The organism is Dysgonomonas gadei ATCC BAA-286, from assembly GCF_000213555.1.
Lineage (GTDB): Bacteria > Bacteroidota > Bacteroidia > Bacteroidales > Dysgonomonadaceae > Dysgonomonas > Dysgonomonas gadei.
In genome coordinates, this window is the sequence record NZ_GL891985.1 from 229,319 (window position 1) to 247,456 (window position 18,138).

At 39.8% G+C, this 18,138-nt stretch carries 14 protein-coding genes; 5 read left to right on the forward strand and 9 right to left on the reverse strand.

Annotated elements, in window-relative coordinates; translation table 11 throughout:
* Window positions 1–20: 20 nt before the first annotated feature.
* Together HMPREF9455_RS13610 and HMPREF9455_RS13615 are read right to left on the reverse strand one after the other, a co-directional pair.
* Window positions 21–2,726 (reverse strand): outer membrane beta-barrel protein, encoded by a 2,706-nt coding sequence (locus tag HMPREF9455_RS13610; RefSeq protein ID WP_006800290.1) that lies wholly within the window; start codon window positions 2,724–2,726, stop codon window positions 21–23.
* Window positions 2,727–2,873: 147 nt separating this feature from the next.
* Window positions 2,874–3,635 (reverse strand): DUF3667 domain-containing protein, encoded by a 762-nt coding sequence (locus tag HMPREF9455_RS13615; protein ID WP_006800291.1) that lies wholly within the window; start codon window positions 3,633–3,635, stop codon window positions 2,874–2,876.
* A 257-nt stretch (window positions 3,636–3,892) separates the two neighbouring features.
* Between HMPREF9455_RS13615 and HMPREF9455_RS13620 the strand changes: the two genes are divergently transcribed.
* On the forward strand, window positions 3,893–5,428 hold the full coding sequence (locus tag HMPREF9455_RS13620; protein ID WP_006800292.1) for a glycine--tRNA ligase: 1,536 nt from the start codon (window positions 3,893–3,895) through the stop codon (window positions 5,426–5,428).
* A gap of 2 nt (window positions 5,429–5,430) precedes the next feature.
* Window positions 5,431–6,012: a BamJ family beta-barrel-assembly machinery protein gene (gene bamJ / locus HMPREF9455_RS13625; protein WP_006800293.1), complete on the forward strand. Its 582-nt coding sequence runs from the start codon at window positions 5,431–5,433 to the stop codon at window positions 6,010–6,012.
* Window positions 6,013–6,091: 79 nt separating this feature from the next.
* On the opposite strand, the gene cdaA is transcribed toward bamJ, so the two are convergent.
* The 3 genes from cdaA to HMPREF9455_RS13640 all read right to left on the reverse strand — a co-directional run bounded on the left by cdaA (window position 6,092) and on the right by HMPREF9455_RS13640 (window position 8,821).
* Window positions 6,092–6,886: a diadenylate cyclase CdaA gene (gene cdaA / locus HMPREF9455_RS13630; RefSeq protein WP_006800294.1), complete on the reverse strand. Its 795-nt coding sequence runs from the start codon at window positions 6,884–6,886 to the stop codon at window positions 6,092–6,094.
* 94 nt (window positions 6,887–6,980) lie between these two features.
* Window positions 6,981–7,754 carry a GNAT family N-acetyltransferase gene (locus HMPREF9455_RS13635; RefSeq protein ID WP_006800295.1) on the reverse strand — a complete coding sequence of 258 codons (774 nt, stop codon included), beginning with the start codon at window positions 7,752–7,754 and terminating at the stop codon, window positions 6,981–6,983.
* A gap of 167 nt (window positions 7,755–7,921) precedes the next feature.
* Complete coding sequence (locus tag HMPREF9455_RS13640) at window positions 7,922–8,821, reverse strand: DUF2156 domain-containing protein (protein WP_006800296.1); 900 nt, start codon at window positions 8,819–8,821, stop codon at window positions 7,922–7,924.
* A gap of 286 nt (window positions 8,822–9,107) precedes the next feature.
* On the opposite strand from HMPREF9455_RS13640, the gene HMPREF9455_RS13645 reads away from it, so the two are divergent.
* Window positions 9,108–9,716, forward strand: coding sequence for a helix-turn-helix transcriptional regulator (locus HMPREF9455_RS13645; RefSeq protein ID WP_006800297.1), 609 nt, complete (start codon window positions 9,108–9,110; stop codon window positions 9,714–9,716).
* A 12-nt stretch (window positions 9,717–9,728) separates the two neighbouring features.
* Window positions 9,729–10,427 carry a hemerythrin domain-containing protein gene (locus HMPREF9455_RS13650; protein ID WP_006800298.1) on the forward strand — a complete coding sequence of 233 codons (699 nt, stop codon included), beginning with the start codon at window positions 9,729–9,731 and terminating at the stop codon, window positions 10,425–10,427.
* Window positions 10,428–10,433: 6 nt separating this feature from the next.
* On the opposite strand, the gene HMPREF9455_RS13655 is transcribed toward HMPREF9455_RS13650, so the two are convergent.
* Window positions 10,434–11,912: an O-antigen translocase gene (locus tag HMPREF9455_RS13655; RefSeq protein WP_006800299.1), complete on the reverse strand. Its 1,479-nt coding sequence runs from the start codon at window positions 11,910–11,912 to the stop codon at window positions 10,434–10,436.
* A 745-nt stretch (window positions 11,913–12,657) separates the two neighbouring features.
* Between HMPREF9455_RS13655 and thrC the strand changes: the two genes are divergently transcribed.
* A complete protein-coding gene (thrC, locus tag HMPREF9455_RS13660) occupies window positions 12,658–13,956 on the forward strand; it encodes a threonine synthase (RefSeq protein ID WP_006800300.1) in 1,299 nt (432 codons plus the stop codon).
* Window positions 13,957–14,006: 50 nt separating this feature from the next.
* On the opposite strand, the gene HMPREF9455_RS13665 is transcribed toward thrC, so the two are convergent.
* The 3 genes from HMPREF9455_RS13665 to HMPREF9455_RS13675 form a co-directional block, all read right to left on the reverse strand.
* Entirely contained in the window at window positions 14,007–14,708 is a 702-nt protein-coding gene (locus HMPREF9455_RS13665; protein WP_006800301.1) for a porin family protein, read from the reverse strand.
* Window positions 14,709–14,872: 164 nt separating this feature from the next.
* Window positions 14,873–15,499 (reverse strand): outer membrane beta-barrel protein, encoded by a 627-nt coding sequence (locus HMPREF9455_RS13670; RefSeq protein ID WP_006800303.1) that lies wholly within the window; start codon window positions 15,497–15,499, stop codon window positions 14,873–14,875.
* Between the two features lie 316 nt (window positions 15,500–15,815).
* Complete coding sequence (locus tag HMPREF9455_RS13675; protein ID WP_006800304.1) at window positions 15,816–17,711, reverse strand: amidophosphoribosyltransferase; 1,896 nt, start codon at window positions 17,709–17,711, stop codon at window positions 15,816–15,818.
* Window positions 17,712–18,138: the final 427 nt, after the last annotated feature.

Sequence of the window (18,138 nt, forward strand, 5' to 3'; positions counted from 1 at the left end):
ACACATTACTTTTATTAGTCCTAATAATATCCACCCTCATATACTTCGTCTGCTTCATCTACCCCCTTCTTCCCCTTAATTATATTGAATTTATAAGAGAAAGTCAGCAGGAAATACTGGTTTATTGTATTCGAGCGTGAATCGGACATATAGTTGCCACTTACATAACGGGTAATATTATTCCTGTCGTTCAGTATATCGAAAACCTGTGCTTTTATCGTACCCCTTTTCTTTTTCAGGAATTGTTTTGCAATGGATGCATTCCATAACATCTCACTATTTTTGAAGTCATCTTCGTATCCCGAATAATAAGAATAATTAATACTACTGGTAAGAATAAAGTCATACGGAAGCCTCCACATGGCAAAATGATTGAGCGTATAATTCGTCGTATTCCTATCTTGCAAATCGGTCAGATTATTCCTTGTCATATTATACGATACACCCGCCCGCAGATTGGTTTCAAACTTATCGTTCTTAAATCTGACAGATACTTGTTCTGCAAGTACTACATTATGGGTTATAGCTTTTTCACCATTGGTGTACCCTATATTCTTATAATAATTCCCCGTCGAATTATTGGTAACAGTGAATTTCTTGTTTTTCAGGGGTGTATTATACATAAAGTTTATGTTTGCTCCCATATTTCCACTTACATTCCTGTATGTATTAATGCTATTCCCCTGTTCATCTATCAATGTATAATCTACAATATTGTTGAATGTATAATTAAATCCGCCCATAAGCATCAGGAAACGGCTTGTCTCATAGTCCGATTTCTGATAAAAGACATTTAAATTATTACTGTAACTGGGTTTCAGGTTCGGATTCCCGTAATATTTCGACAAGGCGTTTACAATTACCGTATCGGCCGAAAGCTGACTGATTCCCGGCTGACCTGTAGAACCCGAATAATTGAAATCTATATTTGTCCTTTCATTCGGAGTATAGGAAAAATTGAGGCTGGGAGAAAAGTTTACTACACTCTGCCTCAAATTTTCGATAATAGAATCGCCAAGGCTGATTTTACTGCGGGAACGTGAAGGATCTACACTAAAACCAATAGTATACCTGTATTTTTCTTTTGTAGCCTGAAAATTGAGGCTGATGTTCTGATTGATATATGTATTCTCCGTATTTCGTGCATAAGCCGAATCTATAAGAGTATAGTTACCTTCAGCATCTCTTTTTCGCACATCCCGCATCCGCTCCGAGTCATTCAATCCGTAAGAGTATGATAATTGTAAACGGTAATCCTTTCCAAGCGGCTCTACATAAGACATAGATATATTGTAGCTATTGGAGTTATTGTCGGTATTGGTGCGTTGGTCTATTACCTTATCTTCCACATCTCCCGTATAAGTTGTATAGGAATAATTGGTCCCTTTACTATTCTCTTTTCGTAGTGAGTTGTTAAAGGACAAACTGACAGTCCGCCCTTTATTGTTCAGTTTACGGCCAACGGTAAAGTAATTATTTATACTGTATCCGTCTCCTTTCGACCGATTGGTGGATTGTCCGGAGGTTGTATCCTTTTCTGCCACATAAGAGAAGTTTGTCGACGTTTGATCACTCTCTGTATTATTGAAGTTGATGTACGAACGGGCAAAAATAGTAGTAAGAGTATCAGGTTTCCATTGTATATTCATTCCCACATTCATATTATCCCGCTTGTTGGTCGATGACATATCCTGTTTTGCCAAACGGTCGCCAGTAGAGAGGAACGTCTGGGTATTCGTTTTGGTTTCCATCAGGTTCTCGTTGTCAGAGTACCTTACATTTCCCCCTATTTTAAATTTCTCCGACACTTGCACATAAGCATTCACTCCCACATTCTTATTCTTATCTATGCCATTGTCCATCCCCGACATATACTCATCATCACTCACATTATTCATATCACCCACAAAGGAAAGCTGATTATCGCCCCGCATGTGATTTACCAGTACCTTATTGGCGTATTTATCGTCACTACCGTATCCGCCTTTGACATCGCCGAAAGTACTTTGCTTCAGTTCTTCTTTTACAACCAGATTAAGTACCTGTTCGGGGTCTTTATCCCTGAATCCTGTCACTTTCGCCGTTTCGGATTGTTCCTTGTATAGCTGTAGTTTTTTTATCATATTGGCAGGCAGATTGGCGAGAGCCATTGGTATATCATTCCCGAAAAACTCTTTGCCATCCACCAATATTTTACTTATAGCCTTCCCGTTAGCTGTAATATTCCCATTAGCATCCACCTCTACTCCGGGGATATTCTTTAACATATCCTGCAACATATCACTTTCCTGCGATGAGTATGAACCTGCATTGTATTCGATAGTGTCGCCTCTCACCAGGATACCGGGAACTTGGGCTTCCACTACAGCAGCGCCTAATTCGATCGTATTCTCTTCCAAATAAATATCTCCTGTCGAATAATCCGGATTTTTAACAGTAGTATTAAAATTTTGTAAAAAAGTCTTATATCCTATAAATGAGACTTCAAGTATATATTTACGTGGAGGAGCCGAAAGTCTGAACTCGCCTTTATCATTCGACGCAACACCCTGTATATAAGAGCTATCACTCTTATTTAACAAACGAATGGTTGCGGATGCGATCGGCTCTTTCGTTTTCTCGTCAAATATGGCACCTTGTATATAGCCCCTGACCTCCGTCTTTCCTGTCTGAGCAAGGGAAGAGAGACTTATCATAAATAAAATAAACAGATACAGATGCCTCATTAAATATCTTATTTTATATAAAAAACGAAGGTAACGCTTTTTTTAGTATTTCTTTATAGAGTGATAAAGAGAGCAAATTCGTTAAAGGGATATGAAGAAAATTCTATAAAAAGAGATGAAGGGAATAACCATTGTGCCGGATTTCAGTTACAGCTGTATATTATAAAACTTAAAGACTTCGAAAACAACGGTTATTATGATAACGAGCAGGATATAAGTAAAAACAAAGCTCAACAATACTTTTCCCACAACTTTAAGCCATGAAGACGATTTGAAAAACTGACTCAGCCCCCATATAACATATATAGAGGCTAGTATATGCACAATATGATAAATCTCAGCTGATTTTGTAAAACATATTAAAGGATAGAATAATAGCAAAATAACAGTTTTTGCTCCATTAATATATGAGAATATCACCAGATGCTCCGTGTAATTATACCCGCTCTTATAAAAAAGAAAATAGGTAGACAGAGCAAAAAAAGGCAATGTCACCAACACGGCCAGTGAATAATGGGCCGAATACAAATCATAAAGCGGTATATATCCAAGAACCTCATTACCGGGGTTATTCATCTCTTTCATGGGAAAGAAACGGAAGAAATGGAAAACAATACTATAAATCAACCCCCATACAATAAGGAAGAGGAATGGCTTCATATATTTAACTCTCTTCCCTGCCAGATAATTCTTCATTGTGTTTCCCGGTCTGACAAGAAGTTCTTTCACCGTATAAAGCAATCCCTTATTTATATGTAGCAATCCATATTGCAGTTCTTCGACAAGATGAAGAAGTGTAATTCGTGATGTATGCACCGATTGTCCGCAGATACCGCAATAATTATCTGTTACCTCATTCCCGCAATTGAGGCATTTTTTCTTTTCTCCTCGCATATTTCTATATTTCATGGTGATTAAACATCGTAAGAAACAGATTAGTTTAAAAATACGGATTCTTTATTTATATTATCGCCTCTGCATATTTAGGCCTTCTCCTCTCACAAAAATTAGAGTATGGAGAAGTATGCTTAATAAAAAATCATAATATTCAATCTTTAATTATTCTATAAGTGATATGCCACGCCCTTCTATATCAAAAAAAAGTGTTTACTTTGTGCAACTTATTCAATTACATATAAAACAAACATAAAACGAGTTGAAGGGATATGTCAGAAGATGTTTTTAAGAAGATAGTTTCACACTGCAAAGAGTATGGTTTTGTATTTCAGTCCAGCGAAATATATGATGGTTTAAGCGCCGTGTACGATTACGGGCAAATGGGTGTGGAGCTGAAAAACAATATTAAGAAATACTGGTGGGACAGCATGGTCTTGCTACACGAAAATGTAGTAGGTATCGACTCCGCCATCTTTATGCACCCTACCATCTGGAAAGCTTCGGGACATGTGGATGCTTTCAACGATCCTTTGATCGACAACAAAGACAGTAAAAAACGTTATCGTGCCGATGTATTGATAGAAGAGTACATGGCAAAGATCGACGATAAGATAAACAAAGAAGTAGAGAAGGCAGCAAAAAGATTCGGCGACAGCTTCGATGAAGCCATGTTTCGCCAGACAAATCCTCGCATACTCGAAAATCAGGCGAAACGCGACGAGGTACATACCCGCTTTGCAAAAGCATTAAACGATAGTAATCTGGAGGAACTTCGCCAGATTATCATCGATTGCGAAATAGTAGATCCTATCAGCGGAACACGTAACTGGACCGATGTACGTCAGTTTAACCTGATGTTTGCTACCGAAATGGGTTCTACTGCCGATGGTGCAATGAAAGTATACCTGCGCCCCGAAACGGCACAGGGTATCTTTGTAAACTTCCTGAATGTACAGAAAACAGGGCGGATGAAGATACCGTTTGGTATAGCGCAAATAGGTAAAGCTTTCCGCAATGAAATCGTTGCACGCCAGTTTATTTTCCGTATGCGCGAGTTCGAACAGATGGAAATGCAGTTCTTTGTTCGCCCGGGAGAAGAACTGGAATGGTTTGCCAAATGGAAAGAAACCCGTATGAAATGGCACAAGGCTCTTGGATATGGAGATCACAAATACCGTTTCCATGACCACGATAAGTTGGCACACTATGCAAATGCAGCTACCGACATTGAATTTGAGATGCCGTTCGGGTTCAAGGAAGTAGAGGGTATTCATTCCCGTACCGACTTCGACCTGAGCAGCCACGAACAATATTCAGGTAAAAAATTACAATATTTCGACCCTGAACTCAATAAATCGTACACTCCTTACGTTATTGAAACGTCAATCGGTGTCGACCGTATGTTCTTATCCACTATGTCAGCAGCATATTGCGAAGAAGAACTCGAAGGAGGTGAAAGCCGTGTGGTATTAAAACTGCCGGCAGCGTTGGCTCCGATCAAGCTGGCTGTATTGCCTTTGATAAAGAAAGACGGACTACCGGAAAAGGCTCAGGAGATAATCGATAATTTGAAATTCGATTTCAAATGCCAGTATGACGAAAAAGACAGCATCGGTAAACGTTACCGTCGTCAGGATGCTATTGGCACTCCTTATTGCGTAACGGTAGACCACCAATCACTGGAGGACAATACAGTTACAATCCGCTACCGCGACACAATGGAGCAGGAGCGCGTAGCCATAGACAGACTGGCTGATATAATAGCCGACAAGGTAAGTATGAAGAACTTATTGAAAACAATATAAATATGAATAAAAAACTATTTGCTTTAATCGCCATATTTTGCTCACTGGCATTTTTTATCTCATGTAGTACTGATAATGATAACACAGTGATAGATGAAGAATGGAAGGCGTATAATGAAAAGCAGATCGCGGATATCGATAAATCGGTATATCAGTCCCGTGAATCGGAAAGTAAAAATGGCACTATATACTTTAAATATATAGATGATTATGATGCAGAAATAACCAAGACTGCCTCAACTAAAGTCACAGATACAGGAACTCCATATTTTACCGATAGTGTAGCTTATCGCTGCGAAGGTAATTTTCTCTTACAAGATGGAACAAAATATGTTTTTCAGAGTGACAACAATGGTTACATTATGCGTGGCCGGGTAGCTAATCATATCGATGGATTCAGAACAATGCTGCAACATATGCATAAAGGTGAGCAGGTTGAAGTAATTATTCCTTACCAGCTTGGGTATGGTACAACTGCTCAGTATGACTCAAACGGCAATGTGAAAATTCCGGCTTATACTACACTAAGATTTAAGATCTATCTGATAGATATAATTCCTGATAATCCGGGAGAGTTCGATTAGAAATAATAAATCCAGAAAAAAATATAAGGCGTAAAAGTGGGTACTTTTACGCCCTTTTATTTTAGTCCTATTATTAAACTTAACTTCCTGTCATTTTTGTTTTTTTCTTCTTGCGCATACTTCCAATAAGGAGTTCCTGCAACTTCTCAGGAGTTATATTTGCTTCAATCTTACCTTGGCTGACAAATGAAATCTTACCGCGTTCTTCCGATACCACAATTACTTTAGCATCGGTTTCCTGCGATATACCTATAGCCGCCCTGTGCCTTAATCCGAAAGATTTTGGAATATCATGATTCTGGGCTACCGGAAGAATACATCCTGCCGCCTTAATCCTGTTACCTCCTATAATCATCGCGCCGTCGTGCAAAGGAGTATTTTTGAAGAAAATATTCTCAATAAGGCGGGTACTTATATCAGCATCCATCGCTTCCCCGGTATCGGCAAAATTACCGAGTTTTATCTCCTGCTCTATCACAATCAGAGCTCCGGTATAGGTCTTAGCCATATTCATACAGGCCAGCACCAGAGAGGTTACAACAGAATCGTTTAACTCCCCCATATCTTTTGATCTGAATATCTTCGTTATAAAACGGAATGTACGGTTCGATCCCAGAGATATAAGGAACCGCTTTATTTCATCCTGAAAAATAATGATAAGAACAAACAGCCCGAAGTCGGTAAACTTATCGAGGATAGCCCCCATCAGCCGCATCTGCAATACCTGCGAAATAAGTACCCACAGGATTATAAACGCCAAAACACCTTTAAAGATAGCGCCTGTACCGGACCTCGATACAATTCGATACAATTGATACATCACTGTTGCAACCAACAGGATATCAATAATATCTTTTATTGTAAAATTTTCCATTAGCAGGATACAGCATTAAAAATCAAGTACCAAAGATAGTAGATTTCTTTCAGAATCAGCCTAAAAAATCATTCCGGTGTTCTTAAAAAATCTTTTATTCAAGCATCTGGTTCATTACAGGATGATGCAATGGGAATAGACTCCTGAAGGGTTTATCCAGTTCATCTGTTTTATAACCGAACAACAGGCGACAAAGAAAACGGATGTCTTTTATCTCCATATCGGTATGAGAATTCTTTTGTGAATACAAACCATATAGATAATCTGCATCCATTATCCGTGCCATTCCCGCAATGTCGTACTTCTCGGGAAATCCGTCGATAATTTGCTCTTCTACTATGGCTTTGAAATCCGTAAATGTTTTTTGCACACAAAAATCTTTATTGCGAAACAATGCGTCATACGCTTTATATGCCCCGGTTATATCAGGATTATCTTCCAGTATTTTCTTTAACGGATATAACGGAACAGTTCCCTTTTCAAATACTTTCTCATAACCATATTTTTCATAAAAACCATATAGCCAGTCCTCTGCCGGCACAAGAACAGATAGGGGTATTCCTCTCTCTCCGATCACATAATGTGCCCTGTGTATCAACTGGTCCATATAACCCCTTCTGCGATATTCGGGAAGAGTGCACAGTCCTGCTAAATAGGCAAAAGGAATTTCCTCTCCGTAAAATGTCATTGTATAGGGCAGCATTTGCAAAGAAGCGACAGCTTTATCTCCGTCAAAGTATATCAGCGTATTTTCATTCCTATACTTATACTTGAAAAGGATATCCAGAAAATCGTCAGCATCGCCAAAGCACGTTTTCCACATCTGGCGAACCAACGGCATTGTATGTTCATTTGCAAATTGTATCATCTGGGCCCCCTAACCCCCGGAGGGGGTATTTTAACTATATCACATAAACAAATCATTACCTATCACTTAAAGTTTATTATTTATCAAAAGTTGACAACTTTTCTCAAATTCATAATTTCTTACCTACCCTCTCTGCGAGTCCCCCTCCGGGGGATTAGGGGGCTAACTTATATTTTCGGTATCAACATCCCTTCCTCAAGAAGAATATCCGGATAGTAAGACATCTTGGCTTTGCGCAGATTGTCCAGCCCCATATCTTCCTCTCTGTTGATATACATAAATTCCGAGGCTTCGTGCTCAATAAACTGCTGATTGATGATAGTATAAGCACCATTCATATCACCAAATGCTTTTTCCACATGTACCACAAATGAATCTTCAGTCAGCGGTTCTCCTATTGTAAAAGCCACAATCCTGCCATTTACACGCACGGCGCCTCCACGCAGTTGTAAGTATTCGAAATGCTCGAGCATTAGCCTTGTGGCTATATAATCGTAACGCTGGGTTATATTAATCGCAGAGGTCGACTTCTCTTCCCACTCATCAAGCATTCGCACACACTCGTCCAACTCTTTCTTAGAGGTCAATGGAAAGTATTCCCAATCAGGATTGTCCGCTTTGAACCGGTTGATATGATTTCGTTTACTTTGCAGCTTTTTACCAGACAATTTTATCAGCTTTTCTGACAAGTAGATATACTCATCGTTATTCCTGTCGGGAAGGTAACGGAACTTATCAGGCATCTCCTTCTGTATATTCTCCCACATCCGGAGCGTGATTCCTTTCATCTGGAACGGAATTCTATTGTCCTCCGCATCTCTCATTATTAATTCGAAAGCGTCTCTCAGAGGCATTTTGCCTATCGGCATCATATAATAAAGTTGCCCGTCGGAATCCTGAAAGCGAAGAAATATCGTACGATGTTCTATAGCATACATCGTTTTAAACTTGGCATTCCATGCAAACAAGTTAGCAAAGCTGAAGTCACAGGCACGATAAATATTTCCGAAAAAACAGGCATCTATTTCTTTTTTATCGGATAGTGTAATTTGTTTAAAGTTGATCATAAATAACAGGTTACAAGTTTTAAATACAAGTAGTTGTGTAAACAGGCTGACGAGGTCTTTTTCAATTCAAGAATTGTTATATTAGCATATTATCCCATTTATCACTATTCTACTTATTTTCCATTTGCTAAACAAAGCTAGTACAAATATTGTTCTCAAACACATAGATAAAGATATTATCTTTTATTGACATTCTTTATGTCCAATAACATTTGTTAATAACATAATTTATAACGTAATTTGCACTTTATAAAGAATGATTCTATATAAGAAACTGTCATAAAAGATGTCGAATACAAAGAAAGTATTAGCAGTAGCCGAAACATCATATATTATACGAAAAGGGTTGGTCTATGTTCTCTCCCAATTATCCAGTGTGGGAAAGGTCGTAGAACTAAAAGAGATGGAGGATATCAATTATCAGCTCGATATACTCCGCCCCGATGCGGTACTCATCAATCCGATGCTTTTGGGACATACCTCAAAGCAGGATATACGCCAACAACTCAACTTAAATAAAAATATCGCAATCATAGCTCTGGTATATAATATTATTGATGAGCAGTTTTACAAATCGTATGATGCAGTTATCAAAATAAACGATTCGGAATCAAGGATTGAGGAAACATTGCTCAATTGCCTGAATAAAGAACAAGCCGGACAAAGTGACCAGGAAGAACTCAGCGACAGGGAAAAAGAGATCCTTATCAGCGTAGTAAAAGGGATGAGTAATAAAGAAATTGCCGAGCATCACAATATATCCATACACACAGCAATAACTCATCGCCGGAACATTACCCGCAAACTTAAAGTGCACAGTATATCCGGACTAACCATATATGCTATAATAAACAAACTTGTGGATATATCCGAAATAAAGTATCAGGACGAATAAAAATTCAACATCATGCAAAATATCACTATTATATTTAAGAAATCAATGAAGATGTCGGAACTGATAGATGCCGACTACCGGCTTCTTCTGTTGCTCAACCGTCTGAATATATCTTTGGGGTTTGGCGAGAAGAGTGTAGATGCTGTCTGTAAAGAAAACGGATTCGATACCGATTGCTTCCTGTTCCTTGCCAGCTATCAATCCAATAAATCCATCATCAATATAGAAGAGACTTTCAGGGCCCTTCCCCTGGAACCATTTCTCCGTTACCTGAAAAGCTCACATAGCTATTTTCTGGAAAAAAGACTGCCGAATATACGCCGTAAACTGGAGCTTGTTTTCGACACTTCCGAAAAAGGGTTGAAAGATGTTGTGCTTAACTTCTTCGACAACTATACCAAGGAAGTGGAAGAACATATGCTGTATGAAGATGAAGTTGTTTTCCCGTATGTATATTCCCTTATTAACGATTCGGGAGAAAAGAAATATTCCATTAATATATTCGAACAAAGGCACAACGACATAGAGGGTAAGATGAACGATCTGAAACAGATACTGATGAAATATCTGCCCGGAACCATAGACCAGATGCTTATGGTAAACATCCTTACCGAACTGTATATGTCAGAGGAAGAACTTGAAGCCCATACTTTCATCGAAGACAGCCTGGTAATACCAAGGGTAAAAGAAATAGAAAAAGGTAAAATCTAATTCCGCTTATTTCTTTCCGAACCAATCACGCAATTCCGCTATACTGAATACCTTTTTCAGTTTAATATACGCATATACAAGCGATATGGCTAAGATTCCTGTACCCAGTAGCAAACCATATCCTCCGGCATAATATTGCGCTATATAAAAAGCTATTCCTATAAACAACATGTTTATAACTGTCATCTTTATAATATTGCTATCCCATGTAAAGCCCGAAATAGTCTTACCCACGATGAAAACTACCGGAAGATAAACAATATAAGCTATCAGATAGCCCATACCCGTAGCCTCAAGCCCGTATTTCGGGAATAGTAAATAACCGGACAGCAGGTAAACCAGATAAAATATAATCTCTGTGGCTAAAAAAGCGGTCCCTTTGTTCTTTGCCAGCATAATAAAAGCTACAGGCCAGCACAGCACCTTAAAAAAGGTTCCCAGCACCTGCCATCTTAACACGGCATCTGCATGCCCGAATTCCGAGCTGTAGAGCACAGACAGGGCAAAGCCGGCAAACAGCAACATTCCCACAATGATGGGTGAAGCTACTACCAGAATAATATAACTCTGCTCATTCACCAGCTTCTTCACTTTTTCCCCTTCTCCCGCAATAGCCGATAGTCGTGGGAAGAAATCTGATCCCATAGACCGCAGAATAAGGCTCAGATAAACATTTGTAATCACCCATGCCGACTGAAACAGCCCGGCTGCATCGATATCTATACTCCGCGAAACAAAGGTTCTTACGAGGAACATACTTGCTGTACCTATAAATCCGGCGACAACGATGAAAAGGCCTAATTTCAGAGTTTTCAATCCCGATTCGAAAGCCTCTTTATTTGATATATCACTTTTCTTGAAATACAGTTTACGGTAATAGAATTCTACGCATAGAAATGAAAATAGTGATGAAAATACAAAAGCAGGAAGAATCCCATCCAGACCAAAAAGCAGATAAGCAGGTATGGATATAAGCAACCCGAAGAAGCTTCCCAGAAAAGCAGATTTTGCCATTTCGGGAATTCTACGCATCCCCTGCAATATGGAAGACCTGCCCATAGTCAGTATCGCAAGGAATACACAAACCGATAAGCAAGCGATGTAAAAGGTAAAACGACCGTCTTCAAAGGCCCAGACACTAATCGGATAAGAGAAAATGAGACAGGCCAATGCTCCGCAAAGTGCCATTACTCTGAACCATTTATTGAACCGGGTAACAGTTTTGAAAAGTATCTCCTTATCTCCGGAACTATCCGCTTCCGCAATCTCCTTCACACCTGTGGTATCCATACCCAGTCCTCCGGCAGAGCGTATCATCTCTATAACAGAATTATATATACCGATAATACCCACGCCGACCGGCCCCAGCAGAACAGCTATCATCTTATTGCGGATAACGCCGATCAGGATAATGAGTATCTGCGATCCTCCAAAAATAGATGTAGACTTTAGAATCTGATTATATGACGAGTTTTTCTTTTCCAATGCAAAGGCTTATACTGTTGTTATACATGCAAATGTAACAAATAACGTGAATCAGTAGTTGAAATTTAACGTTCTATTTTTTCTAACGCGCCAGCCGGCTTGTTTTTCTTAACTTTTTCTTGATAAAAAGTTACAAAAATCAAGGCTGCATCCCTTTGGCGACCCAAAACCGCAGCTGCGGTGGAGCAAAATAATACGGAATCATTTTCAGTTGGCTTATCAGCCGTGTATAGCAGCTACCCTATTTTGCCCTACACCTCCGCTTTACGGATTGGGTGCCCCGCCTGCGGGATGAGGCCGTTACCGCGATGCGGCGACAGGACAGAGGCTCTTCATGCTTTAGCCCCGCGTGCGTCAGCCCTTGCGCATTAGTGACGCAGGCAGGGTACCCAATCCGTTGCAGACGGCGTAGAATCAAACGGGGCGATAGCCCGTGTGTTTGATTCAGACGGCAAAACGGTTTTGGGTCGCCGAGGAATTGAAAATCGAGGAGCGTAGGCGACTCAACAGGAGTGCTAGCCTTTTGGTTCGTTTTGGGCAATGCCAAAATGAACATTCTGGCGGAACGAAGTGCAGCAGAAAAAAATAGAACGTTTCTATCCTACAATAATCACTTCAACTACTGATTGGCATGAATAACAGTCCGAAATATTTGTCAATCAAAAGAGTGAGATTCGAATATAATGTTTATTCGTTTGTCTCTTCTCTTTCATTTTATTATTTTTGTCTCTCAAATTAATGTAAAATGAAGTATTACAGTACAAATAAGAATGCACCGGAAGTCAGTCTGCAAGAAGCGGTAGTCAAAGGGCTGGCTCCTGATAACGGGCTATATATGCCCGAAACGATTAAAGAATTGCCTCAATCTTTTTTTGAAAATATAGGCAATATGAGCTTTCAGGAGATAGCATATACGGTTGCCGATGCTTTCTTTGGAGAAGATATAGAGCCGGATACGCTCAAGAGTATCGTATATGATACCCTCAGCTTCGATACACCTGTAGTACATGTAAAAGATAATATATACAGCCTTGAACTTTTTCATGGCCCTACTCTTGCTTTTAAAGATGTGGGAGGGCGTTTCATGGCCCGTCTGCTAGGCTATTTCATTAAGAAGCAAGGGCAGAAAGACGTGAAAGTCCTGGTGGCCACATCGGGAGATACAGGCAGTGCTGTTGCAAACGGATTCCTGGGAGTGGAAGGTATCCATGTATATGTTCTCTATCCGAAAGGGAAGGTAAGCCAGATACAGGAATGCCAGTTTACCACATTAGGCCGGAATATAACAGCCATAGAAATAGACGGGACATTTGATGACTGTCAGGCGTTGGTTAAAACCGCCTTTCTGGATGAAGAACTAAACCGGAAGCTGAATCTGACTTCTGCTAATTCCATAAATGTAGCCAGATTTCTCCCTCAGGCATTTTATTACTTCCATGCTTATGCTCAACTTGCTAAGCAGGGAAAGGCCGGAAATGTAGTATTTTCGGTACCTAGCGGCAACTTCGGGAATATTACTGCCGGATTGATAGCTAAACGCATGGGACTGCCTGTAACGCGTTTTATTGCGGCAAATAACAGCAATGATATTTTCTATAAGTATTTGCAAACCGGAGAGTATAATCCCCGTCCGTCTGTACAGACGATTGCGAATGCCATGGATGTGGGGAATCCCAGCAATTTTGTCCGCGTGCTCGACCTTTACGGTAAGTCATTGAACGAGATAAAGAGAGACATATCGGGAGAATGGTACAATGATGATTGTATAAAGAAGATCGTAAAAGCGACTTATGATGAGACCGGATATTTGCTCGATCCCCATGGTGCATGCGGTTATCAGGCATTAAAAGATGAATTGCAGCCGGGTGAGAAAGGTGTTTTCCTTGAAACAGCACACCCTGCCAAATTTCTTGAAACAGTAGAAAGCATCATAGGCAGGCAGGTGGCTATTCCTGAAAAGTTGCAGGCTTTTATGAAAGGGGAAAAACAAAGCGTAGATATGAGTAAAGAATTTGCTGATTTCAAGCAGTACTTACTGAAATAAAAATAATAAAGCCCGGAATTTCCGGGCTTTATTATTATATCAGAGAATGATCAGAATTTATATCCTAAAGTGACATAAGCATTCCTGTTTTTCACTTTTCCATCTCCTCGTGATATATCATATAATCCAAAGTCATACTTAAAGGAGATATTCACATGTTCATACTCTACTCCCAGGCCAATACCAATACCCCAGTCAAATTCACGGAAATGCGTATCGCTGAAGGTCTCTTCTCCCCTTCTCCAACCGTCAATCATTTTTATATAATCATTTAAGCCCATCGAGATAGTTCCTTCCGGTGTTTTTAAAACAACTTCGTCTCCGAGTTCTGTTTGTCCGCCAATTCCATAGGCTATATAAGGGCCTCCTTGTACCATCAGTCTTGTTTTTTGGGATAAGTCAAACTTATACCCTACATGCACCGGTACCTGAAGATAATTAGCCGCCACAGTCGATTTTTTAATACTTAAACTCGTGCCTGCGTTTTCATCTTTATTCAGGAGATCGTATTTAGTTCCCTTGTTTACAAATTCGATAGCAGAAGAAAGGTACAGGTCGCGATTCAGAAAATAGTCAAATGTTAGCCCACCCGTAAATGAATGTTTTATTTTAGTATCGTAAGAATACTCACTAAGATCGGAAAAAGCGAATCCGGCTTTGACTCCGAATAAGAATTTTTTCTCTTGGGCGTTAGCAGACAAGCCAACAATCAAAAATATTGAAGCTAAGGTAATTTTGATAATTTGTCTCATAAAAATGTTTTGGTTAAGATGATGTAGTTTATATTAAGCTGCTTAGAGAAGACAAAGATATATAAATTATTTGTACCCATATACATATAAAACAATTTTTATAATTTCAGAAAATAAAAAAGCCCGGAAATTCCGGGCCTCTTTATATAGTTTCAGAGTGTTTCTTAGAATAAGAATTTGACACCGATAGTCAAATCACCTATTTCGGTTCCATGTGTATCGCCATTGAATCTGAAAGAATTGCTGCTATCACCGCCTTTAGGCTTAGAGCTATTGTAACGGGCGCTCAATACAGTGAAAGATGTTTCTACCGAGATCCAATCGTTGATTATATAATCGAAACCAGGAGCTAATGCTACAGCTATGTTAGTGTCGTTTACTTTCAGTTTGGTATCTCCGCTTCCATATTCAGTACTTCCGAAAGAAACAGGAAGGGCTGCTTGTCCGAAGAAATAGAGTCCGCCACTGATGTTCCAGTATTTTCTGGCAAAAGGCATGATGGCGATATCTGTAGTTTTCTCAGTTTGTACGCCGGCTATTTTTACTTTTCCCGATTCGAATCCTAAAGCTGCACCTACAGCTACGGAAGGAGAAATAAAAGTTCCGACAAGAGGAGCTACAGCGAAGTCATTAACTTTTCTTTCAACAATTTGATCGGAAGAAGTTGTATACGACTTATCGCTTCCGAAGCCTACCTGACCTCCGACAAACCAAGTTCCTTTAAGACCATCTTGTGCATTTGCAAACAGGCATGACAATGCCAAAGCGCTGACTAGTAATATTTTTTTCATTATTTTCTAATTAATGTGATCGTTTTTAAGTCTGTTTGACGGTGCAAATATATATGTATATTTTTTAATTTTAAAACTTATTATGAAAAATTCTGCAGTATATCACACATCTGCTTTGTTTACAATAAGATAGATCAGGAGGAAAATAATTGCATGAAAGAGGAAAAAATAATCATAAAGAAAGTTTAATGGCCTGTATTCTGATAGTTTAGTATCATCCATTATATTCGTCAAATGATAAATTTATATAAAAGACCGGGGCTAAAGGTTATAAACTCTTCAATCCCGGTCTTTGTAAAATATCGTCTTATAAAAGTCAATACGACCTTTTGTCTATTCCTTCTATATAGTTCAGGAATGCTGTATTCACCATCCTGTTGCCACCCGGAGTGGGGTAATTTCCCGAAAAATACCAATCCCCCTTGTGATTCGGGCTAGCCTTGTGAAGATCTTCAATGGTCTGGAACACAATTTCTATCTTAGCCTGTGTTCCCTTTGGCGTAAGCATTTCGGCCATTTTGGTCGATATTTCCTCATTAGAGAATGGCGCGTAAATTTCTTTTACATAATTCACTATCTCTTCTTTCGGCTTGTTCTTTTGCGCAAGAGATTTACGGTATACATCGTCTATAACCGATTGCATTCCTCTCTCTTTCAGTAATTCGATAGCAGCTCTGAATGCTGCGAATTCACTCATACGCGACATATCTATACCATAGCAGTCCGGATACCGGATCTGTGGAGATGAGGATACGATAACTATCTTTTTAGGGTGCAGGCGGTCGAGTATTTTTATGATACTTTGTTTGAGGGTTGTTCCCCGCACTATACTATCATCTATCACTACCAGGTTATCTTCATATGGGCGGACCGAATCGTATGTTATATCATAGACGTGTGCCGCCAGATCATCGCGGCTGCCGTCCTGTGCGATAAAAGTCCGTAACTTGATGTCTTTGATAACGACCTTTTCGGTACGCACCCGCATAGATAATATCCTTTGCAGTTCTTCTTCGGAAATGGATGAACCTTTCTCTGTAATTTTCTTTAGCTTTACATCATTCATATGCTTGTTAAGAGCCTCTGTCATTCCGAAAAATGCAACTTCAGCCGTATTGGGTATGAATGAGAACACCGTATGTTGTATATCGTTATCTATCGCTTTCAGGATAGGTGGCAGAAGTAGCTTTCCCAGATCTTTGCGTTCGTTGTATATATCGGCATCCGAACCCCGGGAAAAATAAATCCGTTCGAACGAACAAGGAGATACATTTCGTGGTTCCTGTATTTGTGAAAACAATACCTGCCCACTCTTTTTAACTATGATCGCCTGTCCCGGGTCAAGTTCTTTTACCTCGGCCACATCGAGATTAAGCGCCGTCTGAATTACGGGACGCTCCGATGCTACCACTACAATCTCATCATCATGGTAGTAGAAAGCCGGACGTATACCGGAAGGGTCTCTGTATACAAATCCGTCGCCACAACCGATAATTCCGCCGATGGTATATCCTCCGTCCCAGTTTTCACTGGCTTTGTTGAGCATGAAATGTATATCGAGATTCTTTTCTATCAGGTCGTTCAGGTCTTCTCCTTTTACTTTGCGGTCTTTACCGAATTTGTCATATTGGAACTGCACTTCCCTGTCGAGATGATGCCCCAGAGATTCGAGAAGAACGAAGGTGTCGGCGTAATCACGCGGGTGTTGCCCTTCAGCTACCAGCGCTTCGAACAGCTCATCAACATTGGTCATATTGAAGTTTCCCGCTAGCGCAAGGTTCCTCGACCGCCAGTTGCTGCGACGCAGAAATGGATGTACATATGAGATGCCACTCTTGCCGGTTGTACTGTAACGCAGATGTCCTAAAAATAATTCACCTGCAAATGGCAGATATTGGCTGGCATATGCAGGATCACTTAATTTTTCCCTGGATGTTTTTTCATAATTCTTGTATACATTAGAGAAGATTTCCGATATGGCGCCCGAACCTGTGGCTCTTTCCCTGAATATAAACTCGCTACCCGGAGGTGAGTCTAATTTTACTACAGCAAGCCCCGCACCTTCTTGTCCACGGTTGTGCTGTTTTTCCATCAGCAGGTATAATTTATTCAATCCATACTGCCATGTACCGTACTTCTTTTGATAGTAGTCAAGCGGCTTTAGCAAGCGTATCATTACGATACCGCATTCATGCTTCAAAGGCTCCGTCATATAAAGATCTCCTTCTATTGAGAATTTGTTGAGAATAGTTATTTTTGAGGCTACAAAGATAATATGATTTTTTCTGTAATCCTAAAAATATTATAGCTGCAATACGGGTATTTTTTCCATAAAGGTTTATCTGTGTATAGATAGCTTTTAGTTCTTTGAAGTAATGAACACCCCCTCAATCCCCAAGGAACTTACAGAGAGAATAAAAAGCTAATTATTAATTCCAATCAGTAGTTGGGTTTTAACGTTCTATTATTTTTTGCTGCACTTCGTTCCGCTTAAATGTTCATTTTGGCATTGCCCAAAACGAACCAAAAGGCTAGCGCTTCGCTCCTCGGCGACCCAAAACCGTTTTGTTGGCTGAATCAAACACACGGGCTATCGCCCCGTTTGATTCTACGCCGCCTGCAACGGATTGGGTACCCCG